Source organism: Streptomyces litchfieldiae (genome assembly GCF_031845365.1).
GTDB classification, from domain to species: domain Bacteria; phylum Actinomycetota; class Actinomycetes; order Streptomycetales; family Streptomycetaceae; genus Streptomyces; species Streptomyces litchfieldiae.
The window spans coordinates 24633-39659 of record NZ_JAVREL010000035.1 but is presented as its reverse complement, the minus strand read 5'-3'; the positions used below and the strand labels follow the sequence as shown (position 1 = coordinate 39659).

7 protein-coding genes, 1 tRNA gene and 6 pseudogenes are annotated in these 15027 nt (G+C 70.6%); 5 read left to right on the top strand and 9 right to left on the bottom strand.

The features are described from left to right. Both RM590_RS34330 and RM590_RS34325 read right to left on the bottom strand, forming a co-directional pair. A pseudogene (locus RM590_RS34330) lies at positions 1-582 on the bottom strand (IS1634 family transposase); the annotation flags it as partial. A gap of 148 nt (positions 583-730) precedes the next feature. Beyond that, a pseudogene (locus RM590_RS34325) lies at positions 731-1989 on the bottom strand (IS1182 family transposase); the annotation flags it as partial. Between the two features lie 248 nt (positions 1990-2237). On the opposite strand from RM590_RS34325, the gene RM590_RS34320 reads away from it, so the two are divergent. Further along, positions 2238-2342, top strand: a tRNA-Tyr gene (locus RM590_RS34320). Between the two features lie 642 nt (positions 2343-2984). On the opposite strand, the gene RM590_RS34315 is transcribed toward RM590_RS34320, so the two are convergent. Together RM590_RS34315 and RM590_RS34310 are read right to left on the bottom strand one after the other, a co-directional pair. Continuing rightward, on the bottom strand, positions 2985-3848 hold the full coding sequence (locus RM590_RS34315; protein ID WP_311708724.1) for an HAD family hydrolase: 864 nt from the start codon (positions 3846-3848) through the stop codon (positions 2985-2987). A gap of 461 nt (positions 3849-4309) precedes the next feature. Then, positions 4310-6574 carry an LLM class flavin-dependent oxidoreductase gene (locus tag RM590_RS34310; protein WP_311708723.1) on the bottom strand — a complete coding sequence of 755 codons (2265 nt, stop codon included), beginning with the start codon at positions 6572-6574 and terminating at the stop codon, positions 4310-4312. Positions 6575-6713: 139 nt separating this feature from the next. On the opposite strand from RM590_RS34310, the gene RM590_RS34305 reads away from it, so the two are divergent. Next, positions 6714-7145: a MarR family winged helix-turn-helix transcriptional regulator gene (locus RM590_RS34305; RefSeq protein ID WP_311708722.1), complete on the top strand. Its 432-nt coding sequence runs from the start codon at positions 6714-6716 to the stop codon at positions 7143-7145. A 36-nt stretch (positions 7146-7181) separates the two neighbouring features. On the opposite strand, the pseudogene RM590_RS34300 reads toward RM590_RS34305, so the two are convergent. Next, positions 7182-7469 (bottom strand): annotated as a pseudogene (locus RM590_RS34300) (tetratricopeptide repeat protein); the annotation flags it as partial. Positions 7470-7505: 36 nt separating this feature from the next. Continuing rightward, positions 7506-8621: pseudogene (locus RM590_RS34295) on the bottom strand (LLM class flavin-dependent oxidoreductase); the annotation flags it as partial. Between the two features lie 90 nt (positions 8622-8711). Here RM590_RS34295 and RM590_RS34290 point away from each other — a divergent pair. Beyond that, positions 8712-9083: a DoxX family protein gene (locus RM590_RS34290; RefSeq protein WP_311708721.1), complete on the top strand. Its 372-nt coding sequence runs from the start codon at positions 8712-8714 to the stop codon at positions 9081-9083. Between the two features lie 92 nt (positions 9084-9175). Here RM590_RS34290 and RM590_RS34285 read toward each other — a convergent pair. Then, positions 9176-9637: pseudogene (locus tag RM590_RS34285) on the bottom strand (MarR family winged helix-turn-helix transcriptional regulator); the annotation flags it as partial. A 142-nt stretch (positions 9638-9779) separates the two neighbouring features. Between RM590_RS34285 and RM590_RS34280 the strand changes: the two are divergent. Beyond that, on the top strand, positions 9780-10442 hold the full coding sequence (locus RM590_RS34280; RefSeq protein ID WP_311708720.1) for a hydrolase: 663 nt from the start codon (positions 9780-9782) through the stop codon (positions 10440-10442). A gap of 214 nt (positions 10443-10656) precedes the next feature. Then, positions 10657-11100, top strand: a pseudogene (locus tag RM590_RS34275) (amidohydrolase family protein); the annotation flags it as partial. A 74-nt stretch (positions 11101-11174) separates the two neighbouring features. Here the strand turns inward: RM590_RS34275 and RM590_RS34270 are convergent. Continuing rightward, the gene (locus RM590_RS34270) at positions 11175-13019 is read right to left on the bottom strand and encodes an ABC transporter ATP-binding protein (RefSeq protein WP_311708719.1); all 1845 of its coding nucleotides are present in this window, start codon (positions 13017-13019) and stop codon (positions 11175-11177) included. Continuing rightward, complete coding sequence (locus tag RM590_RS34265) at positions 13016-14788, bottom strand: ABC transporter ATP-binding protein (protein ID WP_311708718.1); 1773 nt, start codon at positions 14786-14788, stop codon at positions 13016-13018. The genes RM590_RS34270 and RM590_RS34265 overlap by 4 nt, the downstream gene beginning before the upstream one ends. Positions 14789-15027 lie beyond the last annotated feature (239 nt).

Sequence of the window (15027 nt, the reverse complement as noted above, 5' to 3'; positions counted from 1 at the left end):
CAGGTCGACCTCCAGGTTGAGGAGGTTCGCGACCTCGTCGAACACCTGCTTCTCCAGGTCGTCGGTCACCTCGTGGAGCCAGTCCATCGCCCGGTAGCAGGCGTCGTCGTCGGTGGCGGCCAGGCCGTCGATGTGCACGTCGTGAGTGATCCAGTCCGCGGCGGCCAGCTTGGACGACGGGGCCAGGGCCCGGTTGGCGACCAGGGCGAACAGCACCCGCTCGGTTACGGTCATGTCCCGGCGCCGGCCCCGCTTGGGTTGCCCCACCCGGCCGACGATCTTGTCGATCCGCAGCCGCCGCCACAGATGATCGAGAACGTAGGCGCCGCCGAACGGGACCGAGGAGACGAACTCCAGGTCTCCCGCCGCGGTCGAGGCGAGCGCATCGCCCGGCTCCAGCAGCCTCGATAGAGACGCGACCAGGCGCTTGACCGCGTCCCGGTCGAGGTCGTCCTCACGACCGAACGTGAACAGGACCTTCGGGACCGCCCGGCCCTTCACCGGATCCCACTCGTTGTGGGCCAGGTGCAGGTACCGGACCGTGCCGGACTTGTTCTCCCGTTTCGTCGTCTTCACGTACATGACTCCAGACCATACAGAGCAAGCCCAGGTCAGAACAGGCCAATCCGCAAGTCGCGTCTCTAGGCAAATCCAGCCGCGCCACCAGCCCTCAAGCCGCTGACCTGCACCTTCAGCCCAGCTACGACTCCAGAACCCCCGAATTACGCGGAACGCAGGTGCGGCGGCTGTATGCCTTCCGGCCGGGCTTGGTCCGCAGCTTGCGGGCCATGCGTTCCTTCAGCGTCGCGTTCTTGGGGATGCGTCCGCGTGGTGCGGGCGGGACCTGCTCATCGTGGGCGAGTCGACCGGTGGCCATGAACGTGTCGGTGCCGCAGGCGAGTTGGCGCTCTTGCGCGGCCTCAAGGTTGGTCTCGGAGCAGTAGCCGGCGTCGACCAGGCCTGTTTGGGATGGACGCCAGTGTTCGCCGCGGACTGGTCGAGCATCGTGGTGTGGTTCAGCGCGTCCGAAGGGTTGGTCGTCACGTCTGCGGCGGTGATGACCTGGTGCTGCTCGTCGACGACGGCCTGGGCGTTGTAGGCCTGGATGTAGGCGCCGTCGCTGTTCTTCATGATCCGTGAGTCGGGGTCGGTGAAGTTGGCCTGGGCCTTGGGCTTGGGCCGCGCCTTGGCTGCTGCCTGTTCGCCCGCGTCGGTGACGGCCCGCTCGTCGCCGGTACCGGCACGCTCTTGGCGGCGGCGTTCCTTGTCCTCGGCGTGAGCGCGTGCCTTCTCGGCGGCTTCGGCTTCGATCTGCGCGCGGGCGGCCTGCAGCTTCGCCAGACGCTTCTCACGCCGGTCCAGCTCGGCGGGCAGGTCCGCCTCCTTGCCGTCACGGCCGAAGGTCTCATCCTCGGCCTTGTCGGCGGCCTCCGCGTCGGCCAGCAGGGCCTGGGCCTTCGCCTCCAGCCGGGCGATCTCGGCCTCGATGCGTTCTTCTTTGTCGACCAGGCGGCCGTAACTCATCGCCTTGTGCTTGGAGGCGTTGGCCTCCAGTTTCGTGCCGTCCAGCGCAACGCGGCCCATCTTGACCATGCCGAGCTTGGTCGCGAGGTGCAGCGACTGGGTGAACAGGCCGGCGAGCGCATCGAGGTGGCGGCGGCGGAACCGGGCGATCGAGCGGAAGTCCGGTTCCTGGCCGGCGGCCAGGAACCGGAACGCGACGTCGTCGGCCAGGCGGCGCTCGATCGCCCTGGAGGAGCGGACACCGGTGGTGTAGCCGTAGATCAGCAGACGCACCATGAGCCGCGGATCGTAGGGCGGGTAGCCGCGCTTTTCGGTGTAGTCGGCCAGGACCGGCCCGAGGTCGAGTACCTCGTCGACCAGGTCGGCGACGAACCGGGCCAGGTGCCCCTCGGGCAGCCAGTCCTCCAGCGACGGCGGGAGCAGCATGACCTGATGCGGATCGAACGCCCGGAACGTCTTGTCCACCGCGGCCGGACGACCCCGCGGCCGCTTCTTCCCGACCGGCTCGACCTCGAACAACCCATCGCCACCACTCATACCGAGATCATCCCGCATGAATGATCACGAACCGCAGGAGGGTTGCCGGTTACTGAGACACGCTCCTAGGACGACGAGGTGCCCGCGAATGTTCCGTCTGCATCGCTCCTAGGAAGCGCAGCAACTCGTGCAGGGGTGTGATCTTCCCTCGGCCCCGTCCCGTGGGGCAACTGTGGGGCAGCGGGCGCCAGGATCCGAGTAGTGCCTGGTCAGGGGCGTGTGCCGCGCAGACTGTAAATCTGCCGGCTCAGCCTTCCCAGGTTCGAATCCTGGCGCCGCCACCCTGGAGAAACGGCCTCTGATCTGCGGAAACGCGGACGGGGGCCGTTGTCGTTCAGTTGAGCACCCGGTGGGCGCGATGAGCCCTGTAGGACGGCCCTGTGCGGATGGCTGTGGCGTGCCGGCGCATTCGGTACGTGGGCCGCGGTCAGGGTCGCCGTGTGGGGCGACAGCGTTCGCCAGGACATCCCGGCGGTGACCGCTGCGAACAGCAGACCGGCCGCGTCAGGCGCGCCCCGCGGGAGCGGGGGTGGTCCCGGCCGACAGTACTGCCGGGACCACCGTGAACGACGAAGGAGCCCGAGAGCTCAGGCCCCGATCAACAGCCCGCCGATGAGGATCGGGGCGACATCCGAGACAGTGAGCGCGGCGGTCAGGGCACAGGCCGTACTGAGGGCGGCAACAACGAGTCGGTGTGCGGACATGTGTCCTCCAGCGAAAGGCAGGGCAGGGCCACCGAGTTGGACCGCTCAGGAGCCCTCAGGGTTGCCCACCCCACCACACCGGGGCGTCCGGCCGACCGCCCGTCCGTCGTCACGACGGTGGCGCCGCGGATCGGCGGCGGCCGTCCGGACGGGGGGCGGGCCGGTTCGGTCACGCTCGCTCCTCTCGTGCTCGCCGCGCACGGAGTGATCGACCGGCGGTCAGCGGCGTGTGCCGGGCCGGTGGCGTTGCAGAGCCGCGTCGACGAATCCCTCAAGGATCTGGGCGACGCCGTCCTCGTCGTTGGAGGGTGCGCGATGACGGGCGGCCGCCAGGACGTCCGGATGCGCGTTGGCCACGGCGTAGGAGCCGCCCGCCGCGGCGAGCATGGGCAGGTCGTTGGGCATGTCGCCGAAGGCCGCGATCTCGTGGCCGGCTATGCCGAGCAGGCCGCTCCAGGTGATCAGCGTGGTGGCCTTGGTCACGCCCGGTGCGCTGAACTCGACCAGCGACAGCCCGGTGGAATGGGTCGTCTCGGCGCTCGTGCCCACAGTCTGAAGGGCTCGCTCGTAGAAGTCCCCGAGCGGCAGCGTCGGGTGGTGGGCGAGGATCTTCAGCGCGCGTCTACCGGGGGCCGATGTGAGGAGTTCTTCGGCCGCGCCGACCAGTTCGACCGTCTCCTCGCCGAACGACCAGGTCGGGTAGGCGGGTTCGCGACCGAAGCCGCTGTCGTACTCGACGGCGAACGACACACCGGGAAGCGCCCCGCGGACGCGAGCCACCAACTGGGCGGCGGTGGAAGGGGAGATCCCCGATACCCGCGCCAGGCTTCCGTCGGCCGCATGGGTGGCCGCCCCGTTGGCCGCGATGACGGCATACGGCCCGACCAATTCCAGAAGCGCCGGAACGGACCGCGGTGGCCGGCCCGTGACGAGCACCACCCGGATCCCCACCCGCTCAGCCGCCGACAGGGCGGCTCGTGTGCGTTGCGACAGTGTGCCGTCACTGCGGAGCAGCGTTCCGTCCAGGTCGGACGCGATCAGCTTCGGGAGAACGGGGAGAGGGGGGACCGGCGCGGTGGCCATGGCGGCGCCTTCCGGATCGAGGGCTCAACGGTGCGAATCGGGGGTCAGGGGACTTCCGCCTCCGTCTCGCGTGACGTGCTCGTAAAGGTCTCCTCGAAGAGCGGAGCGGGAGAACGGACTTGAAGATGAAGCGTCAACCATTGTAGTTGATGTGTCAATCGGCGGGACGGCCGGCCCTGCCCGTCCCTGGTCGAGCGCACCGCCGCCGCCAGGGTCACCGGGGTGAGCGGCTGGCCGGACGACTGCGCGGCGAACTGGATCTCGCAGGCGCAGGTAGAGGTAGGGCTCCGCGAGTTCGGGGCTGGCCCCGAGCGCCTCCGGGCAGTCCAGCAACTCTCGACACCGGCGACCCGCCGTTCACCCTCGACAGCAGGCGGATGACGTCGCCCCGCAAGGCCTCGACGAGTTGCCTGAGGAGCATCGCGGTCATGCCGGCCTCCCGTTCCCGGAGGGGGCGGAATCTACCCCACCGAGCCGGCCGTCGGACTGACGGAGAAGTTGTTCCGGAAGACGTTCTCCGGGTCGTAGACGCCCTTGATCCCCCGCAGCCGGTCGAGGGTGGCGGGCGGGAAGGCGCTGGTCAGTGCCGCCGTGTGGCCGTGGCTCTCGAAGCTGAGGTAGAGGCCGTTCGAGGGGAGCGTGCGCCACTCCTTTTCCGCCCGCTCCTCGCGGCCCGGCCTGACCGCGGCGAACAGGGAGAAGTTCTGCGTGCGGTGCGCGTACGCGGTGGCCTCGGCCGGCACGTCGTTGATGGCGCCGCCCACGGTGCGGACCTGGAGATACGTGGCGTCCCGGCGGTCGAGCAGGCCCGACATGACGGACGCGGTGGTGTCGTCGAGGTGGTCCACCAGGCCGCCGTGGCCGCGGAAGGCGGAGGAGCCGTCGTGCTGCTGGTGCGTCGGGGCCACGACCGCGGCGTAGGGGAGGAGCTGCGCGTTCTGGTGCAGGACGGGGGCGATGGGCAGGAAGCGCGAGAGGGCCTGGGAGGCTCGTTCCGTGTCATCGCCGGCCCAGACGGCGTAGGTCTGCGCGATCGGCCGCCCGCCCTGCCGCACGAGGATGAGGAACGCGGTCAGCTCTCGTGGACTGGCCTCGCTCACCTCGCCCCACGCCTGGAGGAAGCCCGCGGTGTCCGTGGCGTCGTGCAGGAACTGGGCGAAGACGACGTCGCGGAGCTCGGCGGCCTCGATGTCGAACGAGGTGACGACGCCCATGTTGGCGCCGGCGCCGCGCAGGGCCCAGAACAGGTCGGGATGCTGCTCGGCGTCCGCGCGCACGAGCGAACCGTCGGCCAGCACCACCTCCGCACCCTTGATGTGGTCGATGGTCAGCCCGTAGGAGCGGCCGAACAGGCCCTGCCCGCCGGCGGTGGCGAGTCCGCCGACGCCGACATCGCCGCTGTCGCCCGCGCTGATCGCGAGGCCGTGCGGGGCGAGTTGGGCGGCGACCTCCCCCCAGCGGGCGCCGGCGCCGACGCGCACCAGGCGGCGCTCGGGGTCCAGGACCCGGACGTCGTTCAGGGCGCCGAGGTCGAGGACGATGCCGCCGTCGTTGGTGGAGCGGCCGCTGATGCCGTGGCCGCCGCTGCGTATCGCCAGTGGCACGTCCTGGGCGCGGGCGTAGCGCAGCGTCTCGGAGACCTCCCGCGGAGTGGTGGGGCGCAGGACGAGCCCGGGGGAGCCGTGCCACAGATAGGTGGAACGGACCCGGGGGAACTCGTGGTCGCCGGGTTCGACGGCCCGTTCGCGGAGGGCGGCGGGCAGGCCGTCGTAGTCGATGCCGGCGCGGCGCTCGGCGAGGGCGGCGGCCGGGCGGACGCCGCCGGTGGGGGTGTCGGCCGAGCGGCGTTCGGCGGCGACCCGTTCGCGCAGGGCCGGGGCCACCTCCTGGCCGAACGTCTGGAGCGTTCGCGGGTCGTCGGAGACGAGGATGAAGGTACTGACGCCGTCCTCCAGGACGAACGGCAGAAGCTGCTCCACCCACTGCTCGGGCGGGCCCTGGAGCTGGTCGGTGGACGTGCCGAAGGCGCCGTTGATGTTGAGCAGGCGGCGGATCTCGCGTGGATCGCGGCCGTGCCGCTCGGCCGCCTCGTCGATGATCGCGTTGCCCTCGGGCAGGGTCGGCGTGGACAGGTAGCCGAGGCTGGGCAGCCAGCCGTCGGCCTTCTCGCCGATCAGCCGCAGCATGCGGGGTTTGTAGGCGCCCAGCCAGATCGGCACGTCGTGTGCGGGCGCCGGGCCCCGCTTGGCGCCCCTGACCTTGTGGAACGTGCCGTCGACGCGGAGTGCGCCGCGCTCCTCGGCCGCCCATATGCCCCGGATGATGTCGATGGCCTCGCCGAGCGCCTGGATGCTCTCGCCCGGGCTCAGCCGGCGGCCGCCCATGGCTTCGATGGCGTCCCAGAAGCCGCCGGCGCCCAGACCGAGGTCGATCCGGCCGCCCGAGAGGATGTCGAGGCTGGCCACGGAGCGGGCCAGGACCGCGGGCTGCCGCAGGGGCAGGTTGGTGACGTTGCCGGACAGGTGGATCCGGTCGGTGCGGGCGGCGACCCAGCTGATCAGGGTCCAGGTGTCGAGGAAGGCCGGCTGGTAGGGGTGGTCCTGGAAGGTCACCAGGTCGAGACCGGCCTCTTCGGAGAGGACCGCCAAGTCCACCACGTGCCGGGCGTTCTGGTGCTGAGGGGTGAGGAACGACCCGAACCGCAGGTCGTGACCGTAGTCGGTCATGGGATGGCTCCCGTCTCGATCGCGCCGCGCGTGCGGCTCCGCCCCTGACCGGGGCGCTTTCGTGGAGACTATCGGATCGTGGAACCTGTTCAACGATCGGCTTATTCCTATCGTCGTCGACGATGGATAGACTCGTGGTGTGATCGTCGACCGCGTCAGCTTCGCCCTGGCCCACTCCGGCCGGCTCGTCGAGACGGAGATCCGGCGGGCTCTCGCCGAGCGGGGGCTCCGCTTGAGTCATGCGCATGTGCTGGGGGTGCTGGCCGCGCGTGAGCGCCTGAGCCAGCAGGCCCTGATCGAGGAGCTGAAGGTCGACCCCAGCGTGCTGGTCACGCTGCTCAACACCCTGGAGGACGACGGGTTGATCGCCCGTCAACGCGATCCCGCCGACCGGCGCCGGCACGTCGTGGAGATCTCCCCTCGCGGGGTCGAGCTGGTCGCCGAGGTCGACAGTGCCGTGCGGGCCGTCGAGGACAGGCTCTTCGACGGCCTCGACGAGCGGGAAGTGGCGGTCCTGCACCGACTGCTCGACCGGGTCAAGGGCGCGGACACCGCCACCTGCGACGACTGAACCCGCCGGCCGTTCGCGCCACGGGCCGCCCCCAGCTCACCGTGCGGTCTCGTCTTCGGCTCGCGCGGCTCGAGAGAAGGCGGCGGCGGTCCGGAGGTAGGGCTTGGCCTCCTCGTCGCGCCCCTGTCGCTGGAGGGTGCGGCCGAGCAGCAGGTGTGCGTAGTCCTCGACGGGATCGCGGGCGATGACCTCGCGGAGTTGCTCCTCGGCGCGCCGCAGCTGGGCCGAGTGGTAGTAGGCGCGCGCCAGCAGCAGCCGGGCGGCGGTCTGCTGGGGCGCCTCCTCGACGAGAGGGGCGAGCAGCCGGGCGGCCCCCGTGTAGTCCCGGTCCTCGAAGCGTCGCGTGGCGCGTTCCCAGCGTTCGGCGGCCGTCTCCTCTGGGGCGGTCGGCCGGGGGTGGGGAGCTTCGCGGGCGGCGACCAGCGAGGCGTGGGTGGGGGCCTCGGGTACGTGGGCCGGCCGGCCGATCGCGAACTCGCGGCGCAGGACGGGGACGACCTCCTCGCCGAGGATGTCGATCTGTTCCAGGACGGTCTTCAGCGGCAGACCGCCGCCGTCCACGACGAAGAGCTGGCGCTGGTAGTCGCCGGCGTACGCGCGGAAGGTGAGGGTCTTCTCGATGACCTCCTGGGGGCTTCCCACGGTCAGCGGCGTCTGGGCCGTGTACTCCTCCAGCGACCGTCCGCCGCTGATCTGCGGCATGTTGTCGAAGTAGGGGCGGAACTCGCGCACCGCGTCCTGGGAGTCGCGGCGCATGAAGACGTGGCCGCCGAGGCCGACGATGGCCTGCTCGGCGGTGCCGTGGCCGTAGTGCGCGTAGCGGGTGCGGTACAGGTCGACCATCCGCTGGGTGTGCTCCTTGGGCCAGAAGATGTGGTTGGCGAAGAAGCCGTCGCCGTAGTACGCGGCCTGTTCGGCGATCTCGGGGCTGCGGATGGAGCCGTGCCAGACGAACGGCGGCACGCCGTCCAGCGGGCGCGGGGTGGAGGTGAAGCCCTGGAGCGCGGTGCGGAAACGGCCCTCCCAGTCGACGCCGTCCTCGCGCCACAGCTTGTGCAGCAGCGCGTAGTTCTCGATGGCCAGCGGGATGCCCTGGCGGATGTCCTGGCCGAACCACGGATAGACCGGGCCCGTGTTCCCGCGGCCCATCATGAGGTCGACGCGGCCGTCGGCCAGGTGCTGGAGCATCGCGTAGTCCTCGGCGATCTTCACCGGGTCGTTGGTGGTGATCAGCGTCGTCGCGGTGGACAGCAGCAGCCGCTCGGTGCGGGCGGCGATCCAGCCCAGCATGGTCGTCGGCGAGGAGGGCACGAAGGGCGGGTTGTGGTGCTCGCCGGTGGCGAAGACGTCGAGGCCGACCTCCTCGGCCTTCAGCGCGATCGCCACCATGGCCTTGATCCGCTCGTGCTCGCTCGGCGTCCGGCCGGTGGTCGGGTCCACCGTGATGTCACCGACGGTGAAGATTCCGAACTGCATCGTCATGCCCTGCTTTCATCTGGTTGACGAGTCAACATGCATCCTCCTAGGGTGTGGTTGATAAGTCAACCAGATGGAAGGACGCCCCTCATGTACCTCACCGCCGCGATCCTGAGTGCTCTCCTGGCCCTGGTGGCCCTGGCCGCCGGCGGCCCCAAGGCGCTTCTCAAGGGGGATGTGTCCGCGGGGCTTCAGTCGCACATGGGGCTCAGTGCCGGGCTCGTGCGCTTCGTCGGGCTGGCCGAGGTCGCCGCGGCCGGCGGTCTCGTGATGGGTCTCTTCTGGCAGCCCCTGGGTATCGCGGCGGCTGCCGGGTTCGCGCTCCTGATGGTCGGCGCGGTGGTCTGCCACGTCAGGGTCGGCGACTACCGCGACCCGAAGCTCCGGGGCAACGCCATGGCGCCCTTCGTGCTCTTCGCCGTCGCCGTCGCCACCGCCGTCACCCTCGGCCTGGCCATGTGAGGACGGCTCGCGTCACCGGCCGGGGGCCGGGGCGAGGGAATTCGGGGCGGCCGGCCGCTGACTCCGCGGCCGGCCGCCTCCTCGTCGGGGCAGGGGTCCTTCTCCCACTGGGTGGTGACCCGTTCGGAGATCCGGGCGAGCGTGTCCAGCTCGTGCGGGGTCACGTGGTCGAGGAACAACTGGCGGACGGCCTCGACGTGTCGTGGCGCCGCGGCCTCGATGGCCTCGCGGCCTGCGGGGGAGATGGCGACGACCGCGCCCCGCCCGTCCTCCGCGCACTCCTCCCGGATCACCAGGCCGCGCTTGGCCATGCGGGCGACGTGGTGGGACATCCGGCTCTTCTCCCACTCCACCGCCCTGGCCAGGTCGAGAAACCGGCAGCGGCCCTCGGGCAGGTCCGTCAGCTCGACCAGCACCACGAAGTCGGCTACGGAGAGGTTCGAGTCGCTCTGGAGCTGGCGCGCCAGCTGGCCCGTGAGCTTTTGGTGCAGCCCGACGAAGCTCCGCCAGGCCCGCTGTTCGGTGGGGGTTAACCAACGGGGAGTCTCGTTCATGTGGACGAGTGTAGGCAATTTGTTGACGAATCACCTAAGGCTTGCACCGCGAGGCTCTCGGGGTGGCCTACTTGACATGTCAACCAAACTGGTTGATGCTTCATCTAGTTCGAATCGGCACCCCGCCACTAGGGAGATTCCTATGAGCACGTCGTCGAAGACCGGCCTTGAAGCGCTGCTGACGCCCGAGAACAGCGTCCTGCTGCTGATCGACCACCAGCCGTTCCAGTTCGCGAACCTCAACAGCCACGAGCCGGCGCTGATCGTCAACAACGTCATCGGCCTTGCCAAGACCGCCAAGGCCTACGGTGTGCCGACGATCCTGACCACGGTGCTGGAGGAGCGCGGCGGCAATCTGATCCAGCCGTTGCAGGACCTCTTCCCGGACCAGAAGCCGATCAACAGGACGTTCATCAACACCTGGGAGGACCAGCGCGTGGTGGACGCCGTGAAGGCGACCGGGCGCAAGAAGCTGATCATCGCCGGCCTGTGGACGGAGATCTGCGTGGCCATGCCCGCCCTCCAGGCAGCCGGCGAGGGCTTCGACGTCTACGCCGTCACCGACGCCTCCGGGGGCGTGTCCGCCGAGGCCCACGACATGGCCGTACGCCGCATGGTCCAGGCCGGCATCGTTCCGATCACCTGGATGGCCGTCAGCGGCGAGCTCCAGCGCGACTGGGCCCGCACCGACGCCGCCAGCCCCGAGGACATGGCCGCGGCCCTGATGCACGCCGGCGGCACCGGAGTGGCGTACGCCTGGGAGATGCAGCTCCTCAACACCCCGGTTCCCGCCGCCGAGGTCTGAGCACGGCCGGTCCGCGCCCGCCCTGTCCGCCGCTCCGGAAAGCCCCGGCGGCGGACGGTCGGGCATCCTTTCGATCGCAACTCCTGTGCGCTGACGAGCATTCGAAGGGAACACGAGCGTGACTGACGATGTCGAGAGGCGAGAAGACCGGACCATCGCGCCGGGCCGTCGTGGTCTGCTGGCCGGGACGGCGACGGTGGCCGCGGGTGCCGTGATGGGAGCCGGACTCACACCGTCGGCACGGGCCGCCACGGCGGCCGTGACCGGGCCCGCCCGCTTCCCCGCCGGGCGGCCGCTGCTGATCCGCGGTGCCACCGTGGTGACGATGGACGAGGCTCGGGGCGTCCGGCCGGACACCGACGTCCTGGTCGTGGGGGAGCGGATCGCGGCCGTGGGCCGGGATCTGTCCGCGCCGCACGGCGCGGCGGTGATCGAGGCCGCCGGGGCGCTGCTGTCGCCGGGGTTCGTGGACACCCACCGGCACATGTGGCAGTCCGCGCTGCGCGGCCTCGGTGTCGACTGGACGCTCACGGACTACATGGACGCGATCGGCACCCTGCTGCCGCACCTCCGCCCCGAGGACGTGTACGCCGGCAACTACCTCGGCATGGTCGAGGCGGTGGCCGACGGGGTCACCACGGTCGTGGACTGGTCCCACGGCAGTTCGACGCCGGCGCACGCGGACGCGGCGGTGGACGTGCTGATGGCCGTGGGCGGCCGGGCGCGGTGGGCCTACGGCCGGTTCGAGAACGACTCCGCCTGGGTCACCAGCGGCGAGGTCGAACGGATCAGGGCCGAACGGTTCAGCGGCGACGACCACGCGGCGTGCAGGTCCGCGAACTTACCGCGCCTGTCGATCAGTGCGTCGGGCGTGCCGTCTTCGACGACGCGGCCGTCGGCCAGCACCAGGACCCGGTCGGCGATGCGGACCGTGGAGAGGCGGTGTGCGATGACCAGGGCCGTGCGCCCCTTCAGTACGGTGCTCATGGCGCGTTGGACGAGCCGTTCGCCCGGGATGTCGAGGGAGGACGTGGCCTCGTCGAGGATCACCACGGCCGGATCGGCAAGCAAGGCGCGGGCGAGCGCCAGCAGTTGCCGCTGCCCGGCGGAGATGAGGGTGCCGCGGGTGCGGACGTCCGTGTCGTAGCCGTCCGGCAGCGCGCTGATGAAGCCGTGTGCGCCGATCGCCCTCGCCGCCCGTTCGATGTCTTTCCGGTCGGCTTCGGGGCGGCCGATCGCGATGTTGTCGGCGATGGTTCCGGAGAAGATGAAGGCGTCTTGCGTCACCATCACCACGCCGCGTCGCAGTTCGGCCGTGGCCAGGTCACGGAGATCCACGTCGTCGAGAAGAACGCGGCCGTGTGAGGGATCGTGGAATCGGGCCAGCAGCTTGGCCAGCGTTGATTTGCCGGCGCCGGTCGCTCCGACGACGGCCACGGTCTCCCCGGCGGTGAGCGTGAGGTCGAAGGGGGACAGGACCTCGTCGCCGGTGCGGTACGTGAAGGACACGTTCTCGAAGACGACTTGGCGGCCGCGTCGGCCGGGGGCGTTCGCCGGCAGCCGTTGGGGGGCGGCGGGTTCGGGGACGGAGGGCCGCTGGGCCAGGAGGGCCGCGATCTTCTCCAGGGAGGCGACCGCCGACTGGTAGGCGTCCAGGACGCCTCCGAGCTTGAGGGGATCGTCGTACAGACGGCGCAGGTAGAGAACGGCGGCGGTGAAGACGCCCAGTTCCAGGCTGTCGGAGGCGACACGGTGGGCGCCCCACATGACGAGGAGGGCGATGCCGGCGTTGGCGATGAGCCGGGACGATGTCACGTACCGGCCCATCTCCAGGGCGGCGTCACCGTTGAGGTCCGCGTGGTGGCGATTGATCCGCCGGAAGGACTCGTCGTTGGGCCGTTCCAGCCGGAATGTCTGCACCGCGCGGATGTTGTGGAAGGTCTCGCTGAACTTCCCGGTGACCGTGGCCATCGCGCTTGACCGTTCGCGGTAGACGCGCGTCGCCCGGCGGCGGAAGGTCCGGACGGTCAGGTACAGCGGTCCTCCCACGGCCACCGCGGCCAGGCCCAGTTGCCAGTCGAGGTACAGCAGGAGGCCGGTGATGCAGACCGTTGTCAGCACGGCGCCGACGATGTCCTCCAGCCCCTTGGTGAGCAGGCCGCGGAGCGCCCCGACGTCGCTGGTGGCCCGGGAGGTCAGCCGGCCGGAGGTGTACCGCTCGTGGAAGTCGACGCTCAGGGCCTGGGAGTGGCGGAAAACGCGCCCGAGGAGGTCGAAGATCACGTCCTGGCCCACGCGTGCCGAGAGGCGGACGTATCCGTACTGCAACGCCCCCGAGCCCGCCACGACCAGCAGGTAGCCCAGGCAGACGGCCAGTATCGGGCCGCGATCGTTCTCCCGCAGGGCCGGGACCGCCCGGTCGATCGTGTACGCCACGAGCAGCGGGCTCACCTGCGAGATCCCCCGCTGAAGGATCAGCACCAGGCAGGTCACCACGACACGGCGCCGGTGGGGACGCAGCAGGGATCCCAGCAGGGCCCGTGAGGCGCCCGGGGGCGCGGGGAGTGCGTCCTTCATGATGTCTTCCCGCCTTCGCCGGGACCGGCCGCGGGCTCGAGTCCGGACATGAGCCAGGCGTATTCGGCATTCGTCGTCAACAGTTCCTGGTGTGTGCCGACGGCCGCGATCCGGCCCTGCGAGAGCAGGGCGACCCGGTCGGCGAGGAGCACGGTCGAGGGGCGGTGCGCGACGATGAGCGCCGTTGTCGTGCCGAGCACCTCACGCAACGCCGCTTCGACCGCGGCCTCGGTGTGGATGTCCAGGGCCGACAGGGGGTCGTCCAGGACGAGCAGGCGGGGCCGGCCGACGACGGCGCGGGCCAGGGCGAGTCGTTGACGCTGGCCGCCGGAGAGGGTCAGCCCCTGCTCGCCCACCATCGTGTCCGCTCCGTCGGGGAGGAGGCGGACGAAGTCGTCGGCCTGCGCCACCCGAAGGGCCCGCGCGACGTCCGCGTCGGTGGCCGTCTCCGCTCCCATGGCCACGTTCTCGGCGATCGTCGCGGAGAAGAGCGCCGGGTCCTCGAAGGCGACGGCGATGCGGCCGCGCAGCTCGGCCCGCGGCATGTCGGCGATGTCCTGGCCGTCGACCGTGATCCGCCCCCCGGTCGGCTCGTACAGCCGCGGCACCAGGCCGGCGAGGGTCGTCTTGCCGCTGCCGGTCGCCCCGACCAGGGCCAGGGTCTCCCCGGGAGCGATGCGCAGGTCGACGCCACGCAGGACGGCGGGAGCATCGGGCGGAGCTTCGGGGTAGCGGAACTCCACGTTCTCGAGGGCCAGTTCGGCGGGTCCCGGTCCAGTCGTCGGCCGTCGGCTGGGCGTGGGCTTGAGTTCGGGCAGCAACGGGAGCGCCATGACGTCGAGGTAGCGGTTGGCGGCGGTCGCCGCCTCGTGGCTCAGGGCGAGCAACGAGCCCGTCGACTCGACCACCGGCCGCAGGACCAGGGCCGTCGCCAGGAACGCCAGCAAGGTGCCCGGCGACAGCGTCCCGTCGGCCACTTGGTGGGCCCCCAGCACGAGCGTCGCCCCGACCGCGATCTCCGGCAGCGCCACGAACAGGGCCGACACGCCGGCCAGCAGGCGTGCCTTGTGCAGCTCGGCGCCGCGGACCCGGCGGGCCAGCTCCCAGAACGCGTACGCCTGGCTCTCGTGCCGGCCGAAGCCCTTGATGACGCGGATGCCCATGACCGATTCCTCGATGACCGTCGTCAGGTTGCCGCCGTGGTCCTGGGCCCGGCGCGAGGCGAGCGCGTAACGGGCCTCGAAGAGCGAGCTCACCACCATCAGCGGCACGGCCGGTGCCAGCAGCACCAGCCCGAGCGTCCACTGCTGGGACAGCAGGATGAGGCAGCCGACGAGGATCGTCGTGGCGTTGACCACGAGAAACGTCAGGGGGAGCACGAGGAAGGCGTGGATCAGGCCGAGGTCCGACGTGGCGCGGGAGAGAAGTTGGCCCGACGACCACCGGTCGTGGAAGGAGATCGGCAGCCGTTGCACGTGGTGGTACAACGCCTCCCGCATCGACGCCTCTACATCGGCCAGTGGCCGCGCGACCAGCCGGCGCCGCACGCCGAAGATGGCCGCCTCGGCGACCCCCAGCAGCAACAGGGCCAGACCGCCCCACCACACGCCGGACGGATCACCGCCCGTGAGCGGGCCATCGGCCATCCACTTCAGCACCAACGGCATGAGGAGCCCGAGGCACGAGGCGGCGGTCGCCAGGAGAGCGGCGAGGAGAAGACGCAGGCGTACGGGCCGCACGTACGGCCGTAGACGCAGGAGAGAACGCAAGGTGGAGCCGTTCCACGCGGTCCGGCGATCCCCCTGCGGGGGTTGGGGTCCAGCCGCGACGGTTCCGCGATCCCCGGCTATGTCCCTCTGGTTTTCGGCATATTCGGCGAATTCCTCGTCGAAAGCGCCCATGGGGGAAGAGTTCTCGGATTCACGCACAGCAGCGATCTCCTGAACAGGATGCGCCTACCGAGTGTGAGTGAGCACCGCATCAGCCGGCAGGCGAAAACGAAGTGGGT